Here is a 22742-nt window from a genome sequence, read left to right as displayed (position 1 = left end):
CTGTGAGTTCTTTGAATTTACTCTCTAAAAAAACATATCAAACTAAAATATCGTGGGTTGATGCTGACGTGGTGTGTTTAATTTCGGGAAAAGGCAGTTCAGCTCTTATTTTTTGCAGATTTCCCAAAATATTGACTAAATCAACAGAATCGATTCGTGTTATATCCTGAAGCAAGCAGAGACGAATAGTTCGCGTTGGCTGATGTAATGCGAGCCATGCTCCTCCAAGTATATTGATATTACTGTTTAATGAGAGCCAAAATTCCGCATCATTCTCAACAAATGAAGTGACTGTATGATGAAAAGTCAGCATAGATCCCGTTGAGTCCACCTCTATCCACCAGGGGCCATAATCACCAATATTCAATTGCGCTGCGCCCGTAGAAAGATTCAACATAATGTTAGTCTGAGCGGCAAAATCTGCACATAATTTCTCTAATTTGGACATCAATAAATCTCATAAAAATAATTGAGTACGACTAAAATATTGTCCAAATTATGTGGCAGAAGCACAGGATCGTCTATCAAAAACAGACGATAATATTGTAAAAATTAATCAGATAAATTGGTTTTTCTGCGTTAACAAAACAATACCATCTTTTATGAATAACCGGAACGGGATAAGGTGGTGTGGTCAACCTCATAGCCGAGTTCGACTATGGTTTTCCCAAGTTCATATAGACTGAGAGAGCCAATAAACTGTATATTTTTTGAATAATGTTTAAATGGAAATATATTCTAAATAATTGGTATGATATTTATATCAATAATAAATTATTAATATATTACCATTAGGTTTTTATTATTTTTTCTTATGATGGAAATAAATTTTTGTTAAGTGAATTAATGCTGGTGTTTTATTTTTTTAGATGTAATGTTTATTAGGTAAAGTAATTAAATAAATTGGACTTTTTCTGTTTTTTCATTTTCCGCCCTATGGCTTTTCATAATTATATTCGTTTGGCATTTATTGAATTTTATTATGATATTACGCTTGAGAGAATGAGTTTTCTCTCCCACTATTATTAGTGTATTGATCTGGTAATAAGTATTGTATTACTTTCTCAGAATAAAAAAGGATAATAATAATTATGAGCGAATTATTCCCACGAGACTTTATTGATGGTCAAAAAATTATGGAATATTGGGTGGAATTCCAACTTGTTGATGAACAAGGTAATCCATTAGTTAATATGCCTTATCGCCTGATAAGCCAGGGAGAGCTGCGTGATGAACGTAAAGGAGTGACTAATGATCAAGGATTGCTTAGGGAAGAAAGTTTGTCGCCGGATCCAGTAACATTGTATATCAGCGCTCAACCATTGGCCGATGAAATGGAACAGCGCCCATTACGAGAAAAACGTGATGTCAATACATCGGTAGTCAAATCGAAAACCAAAGCAGAAGGTCATCAATATCGTTATGTGACCATCGGTCAGATAAGTGATGGCTTACCTGTGATTGATAAATGGAAAGAGGATAAACCGCCACGCTATCATTTCCCAGATCCGGTACCAAAAGGTTTTGGAATTCCCTCAATAAACTGCCGGTATGTTCTGGAAGTATGCCCATTTCGGGCTTGGGTATTATTGTTACATCATCAGCTTGATTATTCCTTGGTGAATGCTTATAACCTAGCATTAATGGGAGTATTATCATATTCTAATAATAATGTCGATGCGGCAGGTTCCATTACCCATTTTTTTAACCGACAGATGCTGGATATATCCCAATTACCCAATAAAATAGAAAAAATAGCGCGTTCTCCAATTGTTTATGATGTGCCATTTCGTGAGCGTTATACTGATGTTGTATTTATTGATTCAAAAGCGAGTGAAAACCCATTAGGAGATACTGAGTTATTTTATGCATCGAATCAACAAGATATTATTGTCAGTTGGCGGGGAACGGCCAGTATAGATAATGCTCTCACTGATATTATGTATCAGCCAATGAAATTGGGCTGTGGTCAAGGCGGTGTATGTAGTGGTTTTATCGAGAATGGTAAAGTCCATAGAGGGTTTTGGGAAGCATTTAACCTTATTGGAAAATTAAAAGTTCCCGGTTCTGATAAAAGTATGTTTGATAAAATTATTGATTTGGCTAAAAATCGAAACTTATTTGTTTGTGGGCATAGTTTAGGCGGCGCTCTGGGGTTATTGCACAGTGCACAACTGAAAAAATATCATCCTTGTTTATACAGTTATGGGATGCCGCGGACATTAACCCGTAGTGCGGTACAAGAATTGGAAGATATTACGCATTACCGTCATCTAAATGAGAATGACCTGGTTCCCTCAGCTCCGCCGGAAAAAGACCTGGATAACTGGCTTTATGATTATTGGGGGCCGCTGGGCTATTTATTCAGCACTATTGAATTGTTGGGTTTAACAAAAGGTGATGAAGTTTTCTTGCATCATGGAAAAATAGTTCACTTTTATAAAGCTAATCTGGTTATTGAATCTTTAAAAAAGAGTGATTCAAATAATTTTATACGGCTGAGTGATATATTACCTGTTGACGTAAAATTGTATTTAATCCCGTCACTGAATCATGAGACGGAAGATAAGATGAAGGAAGCATTAGCGATTCAGAAAGAATTTTTTAAACATATAAGTGAAGCTGATAGGGCTAAATGGTTTCCACGTAATGACAACCCGAAGTTAAAAGATGCTTTGAGTCTGCCTGATCACCGTATGTTTAAATATATTCATTACATCGGTGATCGAATTGCAGAGTTGGTTGAACCGAGGAAATATCATTTTTATCGTGATAAGGAGCGATTATTTGAAAGAACAATGGAGGAAAGATCGGATGTCGTTCCTGATATTCGGCAACGTAATACTCTGTTTTTACATATGGATGACCAGTTAGCACAATCGCTTATTTATACTAAACAAAATAAATGGGGTAATTTGGCTTTAAAACGCTATACGGATAATTTTGTACTGATTGGAGAAGATTGGATATGATAAATATGAGAGAATACTCGTCAGTAACATTAATATCAGGTTTTACGCAGGTATTAAGCCATATAAGGTACTGAGATTAAAACGGATCCGTATGAATATATCGGAGGTAACTATAATTAGCGGAAAAGATGAGTGGGTTGAGTACCCCGATGGATGAATTGATATTAATAGCCAAACAGTAGGTTATTGTAAAATAATGCTGGCATAATGAGGGGTATAAATGGATTAGCCCCTCTTTTCTGGTTTTGGAGGTTGATAAGGTGCAGGTAATCAACCCTGTTATCACTGTGGGTAAAAATCTTATCGCATTGCGGTTCATCAGGTGTTCTATTTCGGATTAAGTTAAAGGGTTGCATGAAGCGTCCGAAACGAATAACTTCGTAGAGCTTCTATCAATTTGGTTATTTTGAATAGGTTAACCATTCTATAGATTTGCAATTTCTTGCTAATAAAAAAGGTTTTTTGAAGATGGAACAAGAGAATACAGAGGGTGTTGAGTGGATTGATATTGTCAATGAAGACAATGAAGTTATTGCTCAGGCTACACGTCGGCAGATGCGCGCCCAGTGTCTACGGCACCGTGCCACTTATATCGTCGTTCATAATGGTATGGGAAGAATTCTGGTTCAGCATCGTACAGAAACTAAAGATTTTTATCCGGGAAAATTGGATGCGACCGCAGGCGGAGTTGCGCTGGCGGGTGAAAACATGTTGGATGCAGCCCGGCGCGAAGCAGAAGAAGAATTGGGTATTGCAGGCGTTCCTTTTGCCGAGCATGGTAGTTTTTATTATGAGGAAGAGAATTGCCGTATCTATGGCGCATTATTCAGTTGTATCAGTCATGGCCCATTTGCTTTACAGGAAGCGGAAATTGACGATGTGTGCTGGCTAACACCGGAAGAAATCACCGCTCGCTGCGATGAATTCACTCCCGATTCGTTGAAAGCGCTTTCTCTGTGGTTGACTCGTAATAATGATTTCGATGAAGTTATTTTTAATAAAAAAACTGACTGATTTAGCTATCTGTTTTAATTGAGTAATTAAGCTCCCGGAAGGTGGAGCTTTTTCTGTCATACTTAGTGCGGTTATGTCCATTTCAACGCAGCATCATCAATAGGCTGTTGCAAAACCTGTTGATCTTTTTTGTAATCATGTGGAACCTGCCAGGTTGAGCTGCGTCCCTGACGAGGAAGAGAATCCGCTGCGCGTTTTACATAACCCGATTTCAAAGCACCAAAAATATTTTCGTCCTCCAGCATTTCACCCGGTTGAGCACATGGTGTCACAACCGTCGCACCGCGACGATCCATCTCGTTCAACAAACGGCAGATATATTCCGCAGATAGATCAACTTTCAACGTCCAAGCGTTATTGATATAACCAAACAGACAGGCAAAATTAGGGATATCCTGTATCAACGTCCCCTTATAGAGCATTCGATCATGACCTTGCTGCTTTTGCCCATCAATAGAGAGTTCAACCCCGCCAATAAAATGTAATTTCAGCCCGGTTGCTGTAACAATAATATCCGCGGGTAATTCTTTGCCGGATTGTAACAAGATACCGTTTTCAGTTATGCGTTCAATATGGTCAGTAACGATAGACGCTTTACCCTCTTTCAGTACTTCAAATAGGTTACTACTGGGAATAAAACACAGCCGTTCATCCCATGGCATATACTTTGGCGTCAAGTGCTTCATGTCAAAATTTGGGCCGACACGTTTGCGAGCAGACGCCAGCAAAAACGATTTCAATAAGTTAGGTAAAAATCGACTCGTTTTATAAAGTAAACGGTACAGAAAGAGATTGCGATTTCTACTCAATGTGTAAATCCAGCGCTGTGGAATAATGCCTTTGCAGTATTCTGCTATCTTATCTCTTCCTGGTATTGAAAAAATATAACTCGGGGAGCGCTGTAACATCGTGATATGTTCAGTATCATTTGCCATAGCAGGAAGTAAAGTGACTGCGGTTGCGCCGCTACCAATCACAACAACCCGCTTTCCTTTGTAATCCAATCCTTCAGGCCAATGTTGAGGGTGAATTACCGGGCCTTTGAAATCTTCAATACCGGGGAATTTAGGTATATAAGGTTCATCATAGTTATAATAACCTGTTGCAGCGACGAGAAAATCACAGGTAAATTGCTGGGTTTCTCCACTGATTTCGTCAATCGCGGTGACGGTCCACTGGCGAGTTGTATTTGACCAGTCAGTCTGAGTGATTTTTAGCCCAAACTGTATTTTCTGGTCAATTTCATACTCTTTTGCTGTTGCGTGGATATAACTTTTAATTGAAGGCCCATCTGCAAAAATACTGGTGTCTGTCCAAGGGCGGAATTTATAGCCATAGCTCATCATATCTGAATCTGAGCGAATGCCCGGATAGCGAAACAAATCCCAGGTACCGCCTATCGTATGGCGACGCTCTAAGATAATAAATTTCTTATCAGGACATTTTTTTGTTAAATGACATGCTACACCAATGCCAGCAATACCCGCGCCGATAATCAAAACATCATAATGGTTATTCATTATTATTTTTCCCACAAAGTCATCTTTTGATGAGGTCAATATCCCGTAATCAAGTTATGTTATTTTTTATTCAGTAGGATTTCCACTGTTAGAAACAGTGATTATTTCGGTTGAAATAAATTGTAACAACATGAATTGGAACTAAGATCTTATCAAACGAATGCAATATTTCACTTCTGGTATAATACCAATAAAAGAGGTTTTCTTCCTTGGCTCGGATATCAGGAATTCAAGCTATTTAACACATTTCAGATAATCAAGTGTTTTTTATGTATATTGGCAGTGTTCTCATCAACATACGCTTCATAAATATAAAATCGAATAAGAATATTTTTACCTCGGAATACATCAAAATGCAGATTGCCCTTTTCCTGAATTGAGCCAAGATGATTTAATAAAATAATTCTATAAATAGAAAAGAGAATTCTACTAAATTTTCCTGCTCATTCTTTTTTACTCAAAAACAACTCATAGGATTTGCTGGTATATTCATTCTGGTGTATTTTGTCAGCAGGAAAACCTATTGATTGTTTATTTATTGTGGTTTAATAATATTGGCTATCCACTGGAATCTATAATCAGCACCCACGGATCCAGAGTTTACAGTGTTTTTTTAAACAAGATGGTGGAACGATGCTTGTGTTGTTTGAGGATCGTATAAGTTAGAATTAATGAGTTTAGAGGTTAAAATGGCATTTTCATCAAAGCATCATAGTTGTTTAGAGGCAAAAATTAGAGAGTTAAATGAAATATCATCTAGGCTCAATTTACGATATCTTTCTGATGTTAGAAGTAAAAATGGTTTTTTTTTCGAAACGAATGAACTAATAAGAAATATTAATCACGAGGTAGCCTCAAATTGCTTGTCTGTTGATGGGGGTATTGAAATCATTCAAAGTGAAATAGATAATCTGAAGAAACAGGAGTTTGACCTGTTAATAAACGATAGCCAGCAGTATATGATTGTTCAAAAAGAAAAAAAAGGTGACAGAATCAATTTGGTTTTGAAACAAATTGGCTTTGTTAGTGGTGGCTCTCAAATTTTTGCCGGTATTGGGGTATGCGTGGCCTCTCTCGGTGCAGCTTGTGCCGGGTTTGGTGTTCCGCTATTGGTGCAAGGAGGAAATAATGTTTATGAGAATGGGTATTACCTGTTATTAAGAAAAGAAGTTTCGGGTCCGGTAAGAGATGTTTATCGCGATGCGGCTAAAATACTTGGTTATAGTGAAGCTGATGGTGATATGGTTTATGGCTATGTAGATCTGGGATTGTCTGGGTACGGAATGGTAAGATCTATTATGAGGCCTGGTACTTTTCGTCTATTTAGATATATTCAATCTGATTATATCAGAGGGTGGCAAGAGATGGGGAGAATACCTCTACTTGCTGAACTTATCGGTGATGCTGTGACTGCTTTCGGTATTTATTCGATTTCTGATGGTGAAAAAAATGAATAATGATGTGACATTGTCATATTACAATATCTTTTTTGTTATTGTTTATTACGCAATGTCTATTTTCGTGTTTATTATACTTTTTAAATTGAGAGGGCGCGTAAAAATTTATATTCAAGCGGTTTTTTTTACTATTATTCTTTCAGTTTTTACTTTTATTCAATATAATATTTTAGTAAATGGTGGGGTGCTGATATATATATTTCCACATTATTTTAGTATCTATGATTATGATTCAATTACTTATGGTGCTTTGTTTTTTTTCATTGTATATTGCTGTCTGATGCCTGTGAGTAAGTTTTATCGTGATGCATCTGATGCAGAGGAAGAAGAAAATAAGAATAATGGTGAAAAAAATGAATGATGATGTGACATTGTCATATTACAATATCTTTTTTGTTATTGTTTATTACGCAATATCTATTTTGGTATTTATTATATTTTTTAAGCTAAGAGGTTATGTAAAGGTTTATATTCAAGCAGTGTTTTTTTCTATTGTTCTTTCAGTTTTTACTATTATTCAATATAATATTTTAGCAAATGGTGGGGTGCTGATATATATATTTCCACATTATTTTAGTATTTACGATTATAGTTCGATTCGGTTTGGTGGTTTGTTCTTTCTAATTATATATTCCTGTTTGATGCCAGTGAGTCAATTTTATCGTGAAGAAAAAGAAAAGAAGAACAAAGGTAATGGTGAAAAAAATGAATGATGATGTAACATTGTCATATTACAATATCTTATTTGTTATGCAATGTCTATTTTCGTATTTATTATACTTGTTAAGTTGAGAGGGTATGTAAAGATCCATATTCAAGAAGTAATTTTTACTCTTGTTCTTTTATTTCTTAATGTTGTTCAATATGCCATTTTAGCAAATGGTGGTGTGCTGACATATATATTTTCATATTGCTTTAGTATTTGCGGTTATAATTCAATTGCTTATGGCGCTTTATTTTTTTAATTGCATATTACTGTCTTGTTCCCGTGAGTAAATCTTATCGTGATAAAGAAAATAAAAATGATTGAGACTTACTTAATGGTTTATAAAGCGCAGCCTGTTTTCAAGTTGTAAAACCCCACCTCCCAAAGAAGCGGGGATTTTATTAGGTATTAATATACCGTATCTTCCCATATACTATAACCACTCGTCCCTGCGATAACATGGCTCCATGTTATGCTTTTATATATTAATGACAATGTTTCTTGCGGTTGCAGATTATTATGTTCTAAAGAGTTAGGATGGAGGAAACTGTGTTCCAATATTTTAGCTTTGATTAGCTTTAATTTAAAATATAATTCCAGCCCTCCATTTGAACTTGTACGATAAAGATCAATAAAGCAATCCAGTAATTCATTATTGGAAATTGCAACGCCTAATAAAGGCGTTGATTTATCAACAGGCTTTTTAATTATCACCGGTTGATGATTGACATTTTTCTTACGTAACATTGAGTGGCTTAAACTGTAAACCAAAATTTCATCCTGATGATTTTCTTGGTATTTGTTACCAATCGAATCAATTGACGAGCAACCAGCGGAAATTAATCCCTGATCCTTCCCTTTTATTGTTAAATAAATTAAGTCAGCCACAATATGTTTACTCCTGTGCCATCGGTATGAATTGCATATGTAAGAAAGTAGTTTGATTTTTAGCTTCATCTCTTTTTCTAACGTCCATCATGCTATCAAAAGGTCAGACATTGGTATGTCTGTCTGTTTGGAAAGCATTTTGAAGTATTCCGGTTTAATATCGTCTAAAGAGGAGAATGTTAATCAATACTCTTTCCATTGCTCAAAAATAGCGTAGTTTGAGTGAAAGTCAACCATTTGAATCGATTTATAGGCAATGATTCACTAGCGATATCGGTATTGCTAATATGACATTCAGCAATGTTGGCTTTGGTACTTGGATATTTTGCCAGGCGTTATTGCTCATTGATATTACTGATTGGCAAGAAAAATGCCGGAGCATAAACCCGGGGCGGGATATCCCACCCCGGGTTTTTCTGCAAATTGTAAATAGTATTATCTCTTATCGTTATATTGATGTTATTTATTTTATTTCTGGCATCACACCAATAAAAGAGGTTTTCTTCCTTGGCTCAGATATCAGGGATTCAAGCTCTTCAACACATTTCAGATAATGAGGTGTTTTTTTATGTGCATTAGCCGCTTTCTCATCGACATACGCTTCATAAATATAAAAACGGGTAGGAATATTTTCATCCCGTAATACATCAAAGCGCAGATTACCTTCTTCCTGAATTGAGCCCTGATGATTGAAGCGAAAAACTTCAAGAAACTTATCTAATTTGTCCTGTTTAACATTAATTTCAACCATAGTGACGTGCATTTTAATTCTCCTTACCCTTTTTCATTTAAAAATAATTCATAAGCTTTGCCGGCATTTTCATTCTGGTGTACGACCGCGTGAACGGCTTTCAACATAGCAACCGGTGCTTCGGATTGGAAAATATTGCGCCCCATATCGACACCAGCAGCGCCTTGATCAATTGCCTGATAACACATCTCCAGCGCCTCTTTTTCTGGCAGCTTTTTACCGCCAGCAATCACAATAGGAACCGGGCATCCACTGGCAATACGCTCAAAGCCAGGATCGACATAGTAAGTTTTGATAATTTGCGCGCCCATTTCAGCCGCAATGCGGGTCGCCAGAGAGAAATAACGCTGATCCCGCACCATATCCTTACCAACGCCGGTGACTGCCATGGTTGGCATCCCGTAACGCATTCCCTGATCGACTAACTTGATAATATTCTTGATCGACTGATGCTCATGTTCTGAGCCGATATACACCTGAGCGGCTACCGCACAGACGTTCAGGCGCAAAGCGTCTTCCATCGCGACAGCGACTGCTTCATTGGACAATTCCGTCAGAATCGAGTTGGCGCCGGAAGCACGCAACACTACAGGTTTATTGGTGGCGGGCGGAACTTGACTGCGAAGAATACCGCGGGTACACATCAATACATCAGTATGCGGAAACAACGGCGCAATATTGATATCAATGCGTTCAAGGCCGGTTGTTGGCCCTTGAAAGTAACCGTGGTCGAAAGCCAGCATAACAGTTCGATTGGTTTTGGGATTGAAAATACGTGATAGTCGTGACTGCATGCCCCAATCAAGCGCGCCACAGCCTTTCAGTTCAAATAAACTGTTCTTCTGCGGGACATCAAGACTAAAATCTTTACCATCTTTAATATCGTCTAAATCTGCCATTTTTCTTCTCCTAACTAGCTTATACTGGGCCAGCAACCCTTAATGGCGGAGATTGCCGGACAGTAGAATCAGAAATCGTACTGATTGATATTGTCTTTGGTGAAAATCACCCGTTCAGGCAAAACAACAATACCGTTTCCTTTGGCTTCATAGCTGTAGCCCTGAATGCTGTTTGGTGCAACGTCAACGGCGCCAATATCAGGAATATCGAGTTTATCTCCGACATTTAAATCACCTCTTCTGAGTAATTCGTTGGCGACATGGATTGAAATCTTGCCTTGACTAACAACATCCCACAGCCCGAATTGCTTCACGGTTCCGCGTTCGACATAAGGGCGCATAACATTGGGAGTGCTGAAACCCACTATTGCAACATCTTGTCGTTTCAGATTTTCCGCCGCCTGTGCAGCCGCAGGCAGGGCGTTGGCATCTGGGGCAATAATCGCATCCAGATCACCCCAGGCTTTTAGAATCCCTTCCGCAGTTTGTAAGGATTTCGTGGCATCGTTATAACCAAATTGAGTGGTAACAATTTCCCAACCCGGATGTTCTGCGGCGATTTTATCTTTGGCTTGTTTTACCCATTGGTTTTGGTCGGTGACTGTTCTTCATAACCTGTGGCGCCGAAAATACCGGAAAGCAGAAGCGCACTGCCACCAAACAGGTACAGAGTCCCGAGTGTAATAACCAAGGGGTTAACGCCGGTATATAAAATCAGCGCTGCATTGATTATTCCACACATTGCACCGACCATCAGCGTCAGGGGAATGGCTGCGGCCATCGGGATCTCCGCCTGATTCATCACACCCAGCGATATTGCACACAAGCCAATTGTCGAACCGAATGAGATATCAATACCACCACTGACGATAACCATAGTCAGTGGCAGGGCGACAATTCCGATACAGATAAAATCACTGGTACTGAATAACAATATATTGATATCCAGCATTCGTGGGTTTGCTATACCAAATAGCAAAATTTCCATCATCAGTAATGTGGCTAAGGCTAATTCCCAGCCATAACGTTGACCGATATTCATTATGTCGCCTGACTATTTTTGTCATTTTTGAAGAAACGAGCAGATATTCCAGCTTAGGGATGAATCCGGAAATAACCCCGATGATTGTCGATCCTCTGGTAAATACACTAGCCCCTGTTTCAGCTAATTTTGTACGACCTGCACCGACAACACCGGCCAAACCCAAAATTTCGCCGGGTTTCATTGAAAACGTGATATTGCGGAAACCTTCGCCATTCAGGTCAGTCACTGTCAATACCGGTAAATCAGATGAGGTCTTTTGCTGGTTATCGTTCAGCTTTGACCACAGCTTTTCTGTGTCGGTTAATAATTTATTTTTCGCTGTGGGTGTAATAGCCCGAATGATGTCATCCGTGGTGTAATCACAGGTTTTACCACTCAGCGCAATGCTACCGTCGTGCATGACACTTACTTGATCCGCCAACTGGCGAATTTCAGGGATCTTGTGAGAAATAAAAATGATGCCGACGCTTTGCTGCTGTAGTTCACGGAGCTGGGTAAATAAGCGTTCAGTTTCCGCTGGTGTCAGGGAAGCGGTGGGCTCATCGAGAATTAAAACGTTTGAATTACGCATCAGGCCACGCATAATTTCTACCAGTTGCTGATCGGCCACATTGAGGCTGCCCGCATTGGCATTGAGATCTAATTGACAGCCAAGTAACTCCAGCAAATGTTTCACTCTGGCTTTATCTGCCTGATGCTTGGGCAAACGGAACAGTATATTTTCCTGTACAGACAAATTAGGAAACAGCAATGGTTCCTGCGGTATCAGATAAATACCAAATTGATGTGCTTTAGTGGGATTGAGATGGCTAACATTATTGCCGTCAATCTTGAGAGATCCTTTATCCGGTTGTTCTATACCGGCAATGATCTTCATCAGTGTTGATTTGCCTGCGCCATTACCCCCTAACAGAGCATGTATCTGCCCTGGAAGCAGAGTAAAATCAATATGTTTCAGTACCATCACGCCGGAAAATTGCTTACTGATGCCACTGACTTCTAATAGCGGTGGTACTGCGGTGTTGTGATGTAACATCGTGGCATCCTCTTAATGCAGGTGCTGAGGCAAACAAAATGAACATTTATGTAACTAAAAAACAATTGTTCAACATGGTAGCTGTTAACTTGTGATATTGGCACTATTTAGATCACATTTTGTGAAAAAATTAGATATGCGTAATATTATGTTCAAATTTTTACGATAAGACTCTGGTGTGTTATACGTTTTAATGGTTATCTGTTGAGTGCGGATAAAAGAAAGTGGTTATGTCGATAAAATCAGCGAAAGAAAAATCAGTTAAAGAGAAAAATGTGTCGTCTGAGGACACCTATCCGGGTAATAGCATGAGTGAAGAAGAGCTGCTTGCGCGTATTGCATGGTTTTACTATCACGATGGCCTGACACAGGGGGACATCGGCGATCTGTTGGGTTTGAGCCGATTAAAAGTTTCCCGGTTACTGGAAAAAGGGCGGCAGTCAGGTGTGATTCGGGTGCAAATTAACTCCCGTTATGAGGGGTGTCTGGAACTGGAAGATACCCTGCAAAAACATTTCTCTTTGAAACAAGTGCGTGTTTTACCCGCGCTGGCTGATATGAATCTTAATGCCAGATTGGGGGTTGGAGCAGCCCATTTACTGATGGCGTTGATTGAACCACAGCAATTACTGGCAGTCGGGTTTGGTGAAACCACCATGTGCACATTGCAGCATTTAAGTGGTTTTATCTCATCACAACAAATCAGGCTGGTAACGTTGTCCGGGGGTGTTGGTCCTTATATGACCGGCATCGGCCAACTGGATGCCGCTTGTCCAATCAGTATTATCCCCACACCACTGCGTGCTTCGACGGCTCAGGTCGCCGAAACATTCCGTCAGGAGAGCAGCGTCCGTGATGTGCTGTTGGCGGCTTGCGCGGCGGATGTGGCTATCGTTGGTATTGGCGCAGTTAATCAGAAACAGCAGGCGACCATTATGCGTTCCGGCTATATCAGCGGTGGTGAACAACTGATGTTTGGCCGGAAAGGCGCGGTGGGCGATATCCTTGGCTATTTTATGCAAGCAGATGGTCAATTGGTGGACGATATGCAGATTCATCAAGAGCTTATTGGTATCTCTATGCTGGAACTGAAAACGATTCCAACGGTTATTGGAGTTGCGGGAGGAGAGGATAAAGCGGAAGCCATTGTTGCTGCACTTAATGGTCAATATATCAATGCGCTGGTGACGGAAGAGCAGACCGCCAGAGCGATGCTGAATTTATTGCGTTGAACTCGTATTCAACCTATCCGTGAATAAACAGAAAAAATTTGAGGTAAGGCTATAAGTTCAAAAAGTCATTAAACTGAGGATAGCATCATGAATCAACGCCGTAGTGTTAATCCATCGGGAAAATATCTGATGGCGCTTGATGCAGGAACAGGGAGCGTTCGTGCAGTAATATTTGATCTTGAAGGGAATCAGATAACCGCAGGACAGGCTGAATGGATACATCAGCCTGTCCCTGATGTACCGGGCTCAATGGAGTTTGATTTAGTGAAGAACTGGCAACTGGTTTGCCAGTGTATCCGCCAGGCGCTGAAAACGGCGGAATTGCCCGCCAGTGCTATTCAGGCGGTGGCGTCCTGTTCTATGCGGGAAGGGATTGTTCTTTATGACAGCAATGGTGAACCAATCTGGGCTTGTGCTAATGTGGATGCGCGTTCCAGCCGTGAAGTCAGTGAGTTGAAAGCGCTGTATAACAACACCTTTGAATATGAAGTTTATCGGTGTTCAGGGCAAACATTGGCGCTGGGGGCAATGCCTCGTCTGTTATGGCTTGCGCATCGCCGTCCGGATATTTACCGTCAGGCAGCCGCTTTAACGATGATCAGTGACTGGCTGGCAAATATGCTCAGTGGTGAATTGGCCGTCGATCCCTCTAATGCCGGTACGACAGGAATGCTGGATTTGGTGAGCCGTGACTGGCGTCCCAACCTGCTTGAGATGGCTGGTTTGCGTTCTGATATTCTTTCTCCGGTCAAAGAGACCGGAACCCTGTTAGGTTACATCACTGAAAAAGCCGCGTCTCAATGCGGGCTTAATGTTGGAACACCGGTCATTATGGGCGGTGGTGATGTACAGCTCGGTTGTCTTGGCTTAGGGGTTGTCAAGCCGGCGCAAACCGCGGTTCTCGGAGGGACTTTTTGGCAGCAGGTTGTCAATTTACCAGAACCGGTCACTGACCCGAATATGAATACCCGGATAAACCCGCATGTTATTCCGGGTATGGCTCAGGCGGAATCTATCAGTTTCTTTACCGGTTTGACGATGCGTTGGTTCAGGGATGCATTTTGCGCGGAAGAGAAATTATTGGCGGAGCGTCTTGGCGTTGATACATATAACTTACTGGAAGATATGGCAGCCAGAGTACCCGCCGGCGCTTATGGCGTCATGCCGATTTTTTCTGACGTGATGCGGTTTAAAGCTTGGTATCACGCGGCACCTTCTTTTATTAACCTTTCGATAGATCCGGAAAAATGCAATAAAGCGACACTATTCCGTGCATTAGAAGAAAATGCGGCGATTGTCTCGGCCTGTAACTTGGATCTGATTTCTGCATTTTCGGCTGTTAAACCGGATTCACTGGTATTTGCTGGCGGTGGTTCAAAAGGAAAATTGTGGAGCCAGATTTTATCTGATGTGACAGGGTTGCCGGTTCGGGTGCCGATGGTCAAAGAATCTACTGCTTTGGGATGCGCCATTGCCGCCGGAGTCGGGGTTGGGCTTTATGATGCAATGAGCGCGACAGGGGAAAAACTGGTGCGTTGGCAACATGAATATCAGCCAAATCCTGAACATTATGAAGTGTATCAAAAAGCTAAAGAGAACTGGCAGGCGATATATGCCGATCAGTTAACTTTGGTCGATCATGGTTTGACAACTTCATTATGGAAGGCGCCGGGGTTATAGCTTGCAAAATAATGATCTGCGGTATTCGTATCGCTGGTACTTTACAGGGGGCACTTGCCCTAGTGTATGCAACTTACACATTGACTCTTATCCCTGAAAGTTTGTGATAAGTGATGAGGAGGACTTAAAATAGAAGATGTGAAGGATTATTTTTATGGGGAATATCCTGAACTCTGTGTTTTTATATGCCAGAACTGAGAAACTGGAGAGCAGTAGCTGCTTAATTTTATGTTTAACCTGAGCATTGCCCTTTGTCCGGCTTGCTCAGTCTCACTAAATATGGTCATTCCCAGATAACCCTATGAAATGGTTCTTTGTCGGTCATTGTTCCATATTTTTCTTGTTACAGAATAGGTCTCCTTTCTATTTTTACCTATATATGCCAGTTATTCATAAATGTCTTCCTATTATATTAGTAATTATAGATATATCTACAATGGCTCCAGAGAACCCAAGAAATAACGCAGAAATGATTAGAAGGACAAAGCTGAATTTTATAACCAATGAAACAATCAAGAAAAACAATCCATATATCATCCAAGATTTCATTACTTGTACCGGAGTTGAATCTTTGACTATACGCGTATAAAAAATCCCTCCTAATACAGTTCCCACAGCTGTTATTGAAAATACATATCCAACAAGTTCCTCATTCTTGTAAATATCGATAATTGAGGCTGGCAATACATATCTCAATAGTGCCGCTGTAAACAATACGCATATAGAAGTTCCAATTATTACCATGAATAAATTTTGATTATTTCTACGCATATCTATGATGCTGTCTCTAGTATCATAAATAATTTTCGAAACAGAAAACTCCTCTCTCCCATGAGGTTCATTTCTTTTTAAGGAAAACAAAAAGATAACTGAAATAAAATAGGTTAAACTATCCATTAAAAGAACATATGACTTATTGCCCATAGCAATTATTATGGAACATGCCAATGGACCAATTATAGATGCAAGATCTTCTATCACTTGAAATAGGCTATTGCCCTTTGGTAAATCTTTCTTTTCCAGCATTTCAGGTAAATATGCTCTAAAACTAGGTTGAAAAAGACTTCTCCCAATTGTCATGAGCATAGAGCAAACGATGAGAATATATATATTTAATAAATCATTTAGATAGGTTATGAATAATATGAATGTGATGGCACAGCGCAATATATCACTGAATATCATATTATTCTTTTTCGGAAAAACATCCGCAAGCCACCCTCCTACAGGTCCAAAAAATAAGTATGGGATAAATCTAAAGAAATATACTATCCCTATGTACATAAAATTAAACGAAAGCAGCTCAATTGCGATAATTGCGAATACAACATCATGCGCAAAATCACCTATTTTAGATATTAAACTAGATAGGGATAGTGGTAGTATTCTTTTGTTAAAAATGACATTCTGCATGCTATACTCTTATACATTTAAACCGGAGGTATATATTATTTCTTTCTTAGACAAAAATTTCCCAGGAGTTTTTAATTCCTCGTGAACAATCTTTTTGAGTATAGTTTGCTCTGCCTCAGGCATAAGATAAAACATAATATTACTGTACCAATACCAACCCAATTTTGTTAGTCGAAATGAATGTGTATCATCTATAACTAAGCCAGCGTCGATCAGTTCACCGAGCCTGCCATATAACCGTTCAGGGACTAGATTCATTTTGACCTGTGATTTATCTACATACCCATGATAAGGTAACCTCAATATCAGAGGTTTCATTTCATCTAATAACTCATCATGCTGGCTGATTTTGCACAGATAAATATTTTTATTCATTGAATCAATATATTTTTCTCTACCTGTAGTATTCGTTATAACGTGCCCCCGTAGAGAAGATATGGCATTAATACCAAAACCAAGAAAATCATGATCTCTATACCGATCCGTAATATTCGCTCTCACATAACCATGTCTATTATAAGGCATAAAGCCTTTACTTCTCATGTGTAAATAAATTAATAATTTCATTGAGAATTTTCGTGTAGCACTTGGGCTGAATGAATCGTATGTTAGTCAACTACTAATGTCAAAATATCAATTTTATTTTTTGATCTTAATCACGCCTAATTTGTTAATTAATTTAGAGCCTATCCCAAAAGGAATTGTCATATTCTATAATGAATAATTTCGAAAGGTATAGAGAGTATGACAAACAACAAATGGCGGCTCAGTGATGAACTTTGGGAAAAAATGAGGCCGCTTATCCCCAAACATAAAACTCAGCATCCGCTAGGTACACATCGCAAACGTGTTGATAACCGCGCCGCTATGGATGCCATCTTCTTTGTGCTCAGAACGGGCTGCCAATGGAATGCCCTGAATGCAACAGGGATCTGCTCGTCAAGTTCTGCTCACCGTCGTTTTCAGGAATGGCGTGACGCAGGCGTTTTTGAACGCTTCTGGCAGAACGGTTTACTGGCCTGCGAGCATCTCGCAATAATCGACTGGTCGTGGTTATCACTGGATGGCTGCATGACCAAGTCCCCTTTAGTGGGGACAAAAAAACAGGTCGTAACCCCACAGACAGAGGGAAACAAGGCGTAAAACGCAGCCTCATGACAGAGGCTAATGGGCTTCCTTTTTCACTCGTTGTTGCCGGCGCAAACACTCACGATATCAAACTCGTTGCAGAGACGCTTGATGCGCTTCAGACAGGCAAGCCGGGTAAAAAGGTCAGGCTGTGTCTGGATAAGGGATATGATGCTGAATGGCTGAAAAGCTATCGGTAAAGTCGGCGTTACGAGCCGCACATCCAGTCTCGCAAGGAAGAATCAGATGCCTGGCAAAATACGGGCTTTAAAGCGCAAAGATGGGTTGTCGAGAGGACTCATAGCTGGATGAATCGCTTTCGTCGGATATTGACCCGATGGGAAAAGAAGGTCGAAAACTATGAAGCTATATTACATTTTGCATGCGGGATTATCGTTTGGCATAAAATCCTATTGGGATAGGCACTTAATCAACTTAATGCTGATCCGCTAGATATTTCTATCGATAAGGTTTTGCAATTTTACAAGACTGATTATTTGGATTCTGTGTTAATTCACTCACCCAGGTCAGTTGATCACTTAGCTGAATTGAGTAAATTAAACGAACTAAAGCAAAAAGGGGTAATCACTCACATTGGTGTTAGTAATTATACAGTACATCACTTGTCAGAAATTTATTATGCAGGACTGAGAATTGATGCGATTCAGTCTGAGATCCATCCATACCTGCAAGAGTTAGAATTGATTGCTTTTTGTAAGATGAAGGGAATATCAATAATGGCACATACACCATTTGCGCAAGGCAGAATTTTTACAGATGCGAAAATTAAAGCGTTATCTTTAACTTATAAAACTAATGTAGCTGGAATTGTTTTGGCTTGGTTTCAGAATAACGGTATCATTCCTGTTTTTAGTTCTAATTCAGATATTCATTTAAAAGAAAATTTTATGAATTATAGAGTTAAGGATAGCTCACTTATTAATGATGATATCCAATGTTTAAACTTACAAGTAAGACTGTGTAATGGCGAAACTTGGGCTGAATTCGAAAAATTGCCGCAGAACATTTATGCTGATTTCCTGCGGTACAAATAGATCTTTTTACTTAGGAGCGATTTATTTATAAATATTCGCTATTTAAATACTTTAGTAATACCTTGGGAACTTGGATTTGCCCAGTTTCCAATTGATTTTGCTCTAATATCGGTATAATAGCGCGAGTGGTTATTCCTGTTGCATTCAAAGTATGGGGAAGTTTTATGTTTCCGTCGCCATCTCTGTAACGTATTTTCAATCGTCGCGCTTGATAATCAGTACAGTTGCTGCAACTTGTCAGTTCTCCCCATCCCCAGCTGTCAGCCCCCCCTCTACCGAGCATCCAGGCTTCCAAATCATATTTTTTATATGCAGGTGCACCCAAATCTCCAGAGCATATTTTTATGACTCTGAAATACAACCCAAGTTGCTTAAAGATTTCGGTTTCAAATTCAAGGAGATTAGCTAGCGTAGCTGCTGATGTCTCCGGTTCGACAATGCTCACGAGCTCTACTTTGTGAAACATTTTATTTCTATATAGGCCAGCATCTCTTCGGCCACTAGCGCCTTCACGTCTAAAGCAAGGGGATAGCGCGGTCATACGAATAGGTAATATTGATTCTGGCAATATACAATCTGAAAATTGCCCAATCAGGGGAATCTCTGCTGTACCGATCATGTATAAGCCATCATTTTCGAGAGGGAACAACTCATTTCCATCTTCGTTTCGTCTGGGGTTAAAACCTAAACCTTGCATTATTTCGGTTTTAGCCATCAATGGGACACTGACTTGTTCAAATCCTTTCTCAATAGCTTGATCGAGTACGAATCGCATCAAAGCTGTTTCTAAACGAGCTAAATTTCCTCGCAGTAGTGGGAACCCGGCACCTCCTACTCGTGTGCCTGCTTCAAAATCCATTCCCATTCTGGTGCCGATTTTTATATGGTCCAGTGGATCAAAATCGAATTCTGGAGCCTTCCCGTAGATCTCGAATTCAACGTTGTGATCTTCACTTTTCCCTATAGGTGTATCATCGGAGTATAGATTGGGTAGTTTCATGACAAAATTGTTATATTCGAACGCAACTTTCTCAAAAACATTTTCTAAAATAGAGATTTCATACTTTAGCTGCTTACCACGAGTAATTCCTTCGTTTCTTTCGAGATCAGATAATTTTGCAAGGTTTTGTGCAAGCTTTTTTGATTCTGCTCGTAATAATTCCAGTTCCTGCTGGATTTTCCTTTTACGCTGGTCTAGTGCAATGATTTGGGAAACGTCAAAATCAAGACCTCTGTTATTGCAGATTTGCTGAATAAATTCGGGTTTTTCTCGGACTAGTTTAATATCTAACACGATTATTCCTCAGGTGTTTTATGTTTTAGGTAGACAGATCATTCATACTTGTCAATTTTTCTATAGTTGTCAACATCAACGAGAGGCTGTTTGTTTTTATCATTCATGAATGTTTACTTTTCATCGTCTTCCTCTGCTCATTTGTCATGAAATTTGCAAAGTCGTTGTTATTTTTTTACCTAAAAACCTAAATGGGTTCAATAGAGTCTGAATTTAGTGACGAACTGGCAATTGATCTTACCTGCGTATCTGTTTGTGCTATTCAGAGTAAACGTTAATATTGAGTGTTAATTTTTCCTTGCTATATCTTGGTGGTTGGGGATACTTGTGTTGGTATACGGTTTATGTTGCCAATGCTTGTATACTTGAAATTGTGTAGTGCCATGGTAATTGATAAAGGGTATTTTATATTATAATAGATTGTAAATATTTATATTATTTTTATAAGGGCAGAGTTAGGTTGATTATTATCTTTGATTGTTTTAATAAATGGTTTTATATGAAAAATTAACTATATGTAAATAATTTAATGGTGATTTATTTGTTCTTTTTTGTCATAAAGAGTGAACCATTGGTGGGATAGGCTCTTTGAGTTACATCTTTTCGTTATTATTAATGCAATTTTTTATCTGCAATTTTTCAATTATTATCTTTCTGTTCAAGATATATCTGGTAATCTTGTGGTAATATTTATTCTGAAAGACTTCTATTGATGGGTCTTAATGTCTTTAGTTTCGGGTTGGTTGATACAATAATAAATTGAAAATAATAACGTCAATTATATTTTTCATAGTAATAATATGAGCATAAGTAAAATTAACACGAAAAACATTAAAACGATTTTCTTTACGATTGGTGATTCAATATGAATAACACTAAAGCAGTCAATGTCCAACATATTATTAATAATCAAAAACTTTCGAAAGTTCAATGGCAAGTATTAATTCTCTGTTCCTTAATTGTTGTTATTGATGGTTTTGACACTGTATTAATGGGATATATTGCACCCGCAGTAATCAATGATTTTAAAGTAGAAGGTGCGATTCTTGGGCCGACTATGAGCGCCGCACTTTTGGGGTTATCGCTGGGCTCGATCTTTTCTGGGCCACTTGCAGATCGGTTTGGTCGAAAGTCAGTGCTGATGACATCAGTTACTGTTTTTGGCTTATTAAGTCTTGCCACAGCGTTAGCCGGTTCAATACAAACATTAACTATTTTGCGTTTTTTGACTGGGTTAGGTCTTGGCGCCGCAATGTCAAATGCAGTAACTCTAATGTCTGAATATGCACCGGAGCATCGGAGATCGTTGTTAATAAATATCGTTTTTTGTGGTTTTCCTCTTGGCGCAGCGGTAGGCGGGGTAGTTTCTGCATGGATTATTCCACATTTTGGTTGGCGGGGCGTTCTGATTTTAGGGGGAATTTTGCCATTATTTCTGTCTCTATTTCTCCTCTCTTTATTACCTGAATCACTTAGATATCTGGCGTTGAAAGGGGGAGCAGAAGGTAATATAAAACGGATTCTGTCTAAAATGACCGGTAATTCTTTCAATGATATAAATAAGTTTATTTTTGATGAAGAAGAAATTATACATAAATCGTCAGTTAAAGCGGTTTTATCTAATCGATTCTTATTTGGGACTAGCATGTTATGGACAACCTATTTCATGGGAGCATTGGTCTTTTATGTGCTGACAAGTTGGCTGCCATTTTTAATGAACGATGTTGGTTTCAGTATTAGCATGGCGGCAACATTGACTGCATTATTTCCTTTGGGGGGCGTAATAAGCGCTGTTTTTTCTGGTTGGTTAATGGATCGAATTAATCCTCATAGGGTGGTAGCAACTAATTATCTACTAACGGGTATTTTGGTTTTCTTTATTGGTCAGGGAGAGAATATATTATTACTGAGTATTTTTATATTTCTTGCAGGAATAACAATGAATGGCGCTCAGGCATCGATGGGGGCTATCTCCGCACAATTTTATCCGACACATTGTCGGGCAACGGGAGTTGCCTGGATGTTAGGATTTGGAAGATTTGGTGGGATCTTCGGTGCTTTATTTGGAGCGGAATTGATCAGATTTGAATTAAATCATAGCAGTATTTTTGCAATTTTATCCATTCCTACTATGTTAGCTGCTTTAGCATTGATATTTAAAGATGTGAGTTATAGCAGGCGTAAATAGATAACTTTATAAAGAGATTATAAATATATTTAATTAATGTCATTCTTATTAGGGGTTATTTTGTTAAGTGATTTAACAGAGGTAATATAAAGTATTATTAATGTGTTTCTTGTTGGTAATAAATATCAGGAAATGGTGAGTGTAACCCTTGTTATATAGTTATTCCGATATCTTGAATTTTAATAGTGTTAAATAGAGTCTCTAATTTCATAACGCAATAATAAATATCGTTGAATGTTAGGAAAATGACATTATTTTACTATTATAGAATAATAAACAATGGAGTTATTTATGATTCTAAATCATTTCATTATGGTACTAAACACAATGCTGATTATATTAGTTTTGTGATCTTGTTATGATAAAATAATGTGTAAATGAGTTAGTTTTGATTTTTATTTATTTCTTTTGTGGTGTTGGTGTTCAGATGTTTTTGCTGTTGAAAAATAATGTTTTATGAATTA

Annotated in this window: 17 protein-coding genes and 5 pseudogenes; 10 read left to right on the top strand and 12 right to left on the bottom strand. The window is 38.8% G+C overall.

From position 1 onward, the window contains the following. Nucleotides 1-37: 37 nt before the first annotated feature. On the bottom strand, nt 38-448 hold the full coding sequence (locus tag ABR397_RS07230; RefSeq protein ID WP_350305129.1) for a type III secretion system chaperone: 411 nt from the start codon (nt 446-448) through the stop codon (nt 38-40). A 643-nt stretch (nt 449-1091) separates the two neighbouring features. Between ABR397_RS07230 and ABR397_RS07225 the strand changes: the two genes are divergently transcribed. Beyond that, the gene (locus ABR397_RS07225; protein WP_350305128.1) at nt 1092-2972 is read left to right on the top strand and encodes a lipase family protein; all 1881 of its coding nucleotides are present in this window, start codon (nt 1092-1094) and stop codon (nt 2970-2972) included. 468 nt (nt 2973-3440) lie between these two features. Then, on the top strand, nt 3441-3986 hold the full coding sequence (gene yfcD, locus ABR397_RS07220) for an NUDIX hydrolase YfcD (RefSeq protein ID WP_350305127.1): 546 nt from the start codon (nt 3441-3443) through the stop codon (nt 3984-3986). Between the two features lie 71 nt (nt 3987-4057). On the opposite strand, the gene ABR397_RS07215 is transcribed toward yfcD, so the two are convergent. Together ABR397_RS07215 and ABR397_RS07210 are read right to left on the bottom strand one after the other, a co-directional pair. After that, entirely contained in the window at nt 4058-5506 is a 1449-nt protein-coding gene (locus ABR397_RS07215; RefSeq protein ID WP_350305126.1) for a flavin-containing monooxygenase, read from the bottom strand. A 141-nt stretch (nt 5507-5647) separates the two neighbouring features. Next, nucleotides 5648-5931 (bottom strand): annotated as a pseudogene (locus tag ABR397_RS07210) (autoinducer-2 (AI-2) modifying protein LsrG). Between the two features lie 264 nt (nt 5932-6195). Between ABR397_RS07210 and ABR397_RS07205 the strand changes: the two are divergent. The 3 genes from ABR397_RS07205 to ABR397_RS07195 are packed head-to-tail and all read left to right on the top strand — an operon-like array spanning nt 6196 to nt 7676. Further along, a complete protein-coding gene (locus ABR397_RS07205) occupies nt 6196-6963 on the top strand; it encodes a DUF4225 domain-containing protein (protein WP_350305125.1) in 768 nt (255 codons plus the stop codon). Continuing rightward, a complete protein-coding gene (locus ABR397_RS07200; protein ID WP_350305124.1) occupies nt 6956-7324 on the top strand; it encodes a hypothetical protein in 369 nt (122 codons plus the stop codon). Before ABR397_RS07205 ends, ABR397_RS07200 begins: the two co-directional genes overlap by 8 nt. Beyond that, nucleotides 7317-7676, top strand: a complete 360-nt coding sequence (locus ABR397_RS07195) for a hypothetical protein (protein ID WP_350305123.1) — start codon at nt 7317-7319, stop codon at nt 7674-7676. Before ABR397_RS07200 ends, ABR397_RS07195 begins: the two co-directional genes overlap by 8 nt. A gap of 401 nt (nt 7677-8077) precedes the next feature. Here ABR397_RS07195 and ABR397_RS07190 read toward each other — a convergent pair whose 3' ends face one another. The 6 genes and pseudogenes from ABR397_RS07190 to ABR397_RS07165 form a co-directional block, all read right to left on the bottom strand. Beyond that, on the bottom strand, nt 8078-8557 hold the full coding sequence (locus ABR397_RS07190; protein WP_350305122.1) for an Hcp family type VI secretion system effector: 480 nt from the start codon (nt 8555-8557) through the stop codon (nt 8078-8080). Between the two features lie 463 nt (nt 8558-9020). Continuing rightward, nucleotides 9021-9320: a (4S)-4-hydroxy-5-phosphonooxypentane-2,3-dione isomerase gene (gene lsrG / locus ABR397_RS07185; RefSeq protein WP_350305121.1), complete on the bottom strand. Its 300-nt coding sequence runs from the start codon at nt 9318-9320 to the stop codon at nt 9021-9023. An 11-nt stretch (nt 9321-9331) separates the two neighbouring features. Continuing rightward, nucleotides 9332-10207 (bottom strand): 3-hydroxy-5-phosphonooxypentane-2,4-dione thiolase, encoded by an 876-nt coding sequence (lsrF, locus tag ABR397_RS07180; protein ID WP_350305120.1) that lies wholly within the window; start codon nt 10205-10207, stop codon nt 9332-9334. A gap of 68 nt (nt 10208-10275) precedes the next feature. Further along, nucleotides 10276-10812, bottom strand: a pseudogene (locus tag ABR397_RS07175) (substrate-binding domain-containing protein); the annotation flags it as partial. 2 nt (nt 10813-10814) lie between these two features. After that, nucleotides 10815-11252 (bottom strand): annotated as a pseudogene (locus ABR397_RS07170) (ABC transporter permease subunit); the annotation flags it as partial. 33 nt (nt 11253-11285) lie between these two features. Then, nucleotides 11286-12288, bottom strand: a pseudogene (locus ABR397_RS07165) (ATP-binding cassette domain-containing protein); the annotation flags it as partial. A 230-nt stretch (nt 12289-12518) separates the two neighbouring features. Between ABR397_RS07165 and lsrR the strand changes: the two are divergent. Beyond that, on the top strand, nt 12519-13520 hold the full coding sequence (gene lsrR, locus ABR397_RS07160) for a transcriptional regulator LsrR (protein WP_350305119.1): 1002 nt from the start codon (nt 12519-12521) through the stop codon (nt 13518-13520). Between the two features lie 87 nt (nt 13521-13607). After that, complete coding sequence (lsrK, locus tag ABR397_RS07155) at nt 13608-15200, top strand: autoinducer-2 kinase (RefSeq protein WP_350305118.1); 1593 nt, start codon at nt 13608-13610, stop codon at nt 15198-15200. Nucleotides 15201-15590: 390 nt separating this feature from the next. Here lsrK and ABR397_RS07150 read toward each other — a convergent pair whose 3' ends face one another. Together ABR397_RS07150 and ABR397_RS07145 are read right to left on the bottom strand one after the other, a co-directional pair. Next, nucleotides 15591-16613, bottom strand: a complete 1023-nt coding sequence (locus tag ABR397_RS07150) for an MFS transporter (protein ID WP_350305117.1) — start codon at nt 16611-16613, stop codon at nt 15591-15593. Between the two features lie 9 nt (nt 16614-16622). Further along, a complete protein-coding gene (locus ABR397_RS07145; RefSeq protein ID WP_350305116.1) occupies nt 16623-17180 on the bottom strand; it encodes a hypothetical protein in 558 nt (185 codons plus the stop codon). Nucleotides 17181-17357: 177 nt separating this feature from the next. Here ABR397_RS07145 and ABR397_RS07140 point away from each other — a divergent pair. Together ABR397_RS07140 and ABR397_RS07135 are read left to right on the top strand one after the other, a co-directional pair. Next, nucleotides 17358-18163 (top strand): annotated as a pseudogene (locus ABR397_RS07140) (IS5 family transposase). 33 nt (nt 18164-18196) lie between these two features. Beyond that, entirely contained in the window at nt 18197-18796 is a 600-nt protein-coding gene (locus ABR397_RS07135; RefSeq protein WP_350305179.1) for an aldo/keto reductase, read from the top strand. Nucleotides 18797-18821: 25 nt separating this feature from the next. Here ABR397_RS07135 and serS read toward each other — a convergent pair whose 3' ends face one another. Next, on the bottom strand, nt 18822-20090 hold the full coding sequence (serS, locus tag ABR397_RS07130; protein ID WP_350305115.1) for a serine--tRNA ligase: 1269 nt from the start codon (nt 20088-20090) through the stop codon (nt 18822-18824). 865 nt (nt 20091-20955) lie between these two features. Between serS and ABR397_RS07125 the strand changes: the two genes are divergently transcribed. Further along, a complete protein-coding gene (locus ABR397_RS07125; RefSeq protein ID WP_350305114.1) occupies nt 20956-22278 on the top strand; it encodes an MFS transporter in 1323 nt (440 codons plus the stop codon). Nucleotides 22279-22742 lie beyond the last annotated feature (464 nt).

This window comes from Photorhabdus viridis (genome assembly GCF_040256935.1).
GTDB classification, from domain to species: domain Bacteria; phylum Pseudomonadota; class Gammaproteobacteria; order Enterobacterales; family Enterobacteriaceae; genus Photorhabdus; species Photorhabdus viridis.
This window is presented reverse-complemented; position numbering and strand designations above follow the sequence as displayed.

What these genes read in the sequence shown, in the direction of transcription:
- yfcD (WP_350305127.1), top strand. Translation starts at nt 3,441, where the DNA reads ATGGAACAAGAGAATACAGAGGGTGTTGAGTGGATTGATATTGTCAAT.
- ABR397_RS07200 (WP_350305124.1), top strand. Translation starts at nt 6,956, where the DNA reads ATGAATAATGATGTGACATTGTCATATTACAATATCTTTTTTGTTATT.
- ABR397_RS07225 (WP_350305128.1), top strand. Translation starts at nt 1,092, where the DNA reads ATGAGCGAATTATTCCCACGAGACTTTATTGATGGTCAAAAAATTATG.
- ABR397_RS07195 (WP_350305123.1), top strand. Translation starts at nt 7,317, where the DNA reads ATGAATGATGATGTGACATTGTCATATTACAATATCTTTTTTGTTATT.
- ABR397_RS07205 (WP_350305125.1), top strand. Translation starts at nt 6,196, where the DNA reads ATGGCATTTTCATCAAAGCATCATAGTTGTTTAGAGGCAAAAATTAGA.
- ABR397_RS07145 (WP_350305116.1), bottom strand. Translation starts at nt 17,180, where the DNA reads ATGAAATTATTAATTTATTTACACATGAGAAGTAAAGGCTTTATGCCT.
- lsrG (WP_350305121.1), bottom strand. Translation starts at nt 9,320, where the DNA reads ATGCACGTCACTATGGTTGAAATTAATGTTAAACAGGACAAATTAGAT.
- lsrF (WP_350305120.1), bottom strand. Translation starts at nt 10,207, where the DNA reads ATGGCAGATTTAGACGATATTAAAGATGGTAAAGATTTTAGTCTTGAT.
- lsrK (WP_350305118.1), top strand. Translation starts at nt 13,608, where the DNA reads ATGAATCAACGCCGTAGTGTTAATCCATCGGGAAAATATCTGATGGCG.
- ABR397_RS07230 (WP_350305129.1), bottom strand. Translation starts at nt 448, where the DNA reads ATGTCCAAATTAGAGAAATTATGTGCAGATTTTGCCGCTCAGACTAAC.
- ABR397_RS07215 (WP_350305126.1), bottom strand. Translation starts at nt 5,506, where the DNA reads ATGAATAACCATTATGATGTTTTGATTATCGGCGCGGGTATTGCTGGC.
- lsrR (WP_350305119.1), top strand. Translation starts at nt 12,519, where the DNA reads ATGTCGATAAAATCAGCGAAAGAAAAATCAGTTAAAGAGAAAAATGTG.
- ABR397_RS07150 (WP_350305117.1), bottom strand. Translation starts at nt 16,613, where the DNA reads ATGCAGAATGTCATTTTTAACAAAAGAATACTACCACTATCCCTATCT.
- ABR397_RS07125 (WP_350305114.1), top strand. Translation starts at nt 20,956, where the DNA reads ATGAATAACACTAAAGCAGTCAATGTCCAACATATTATTAATAATCAA.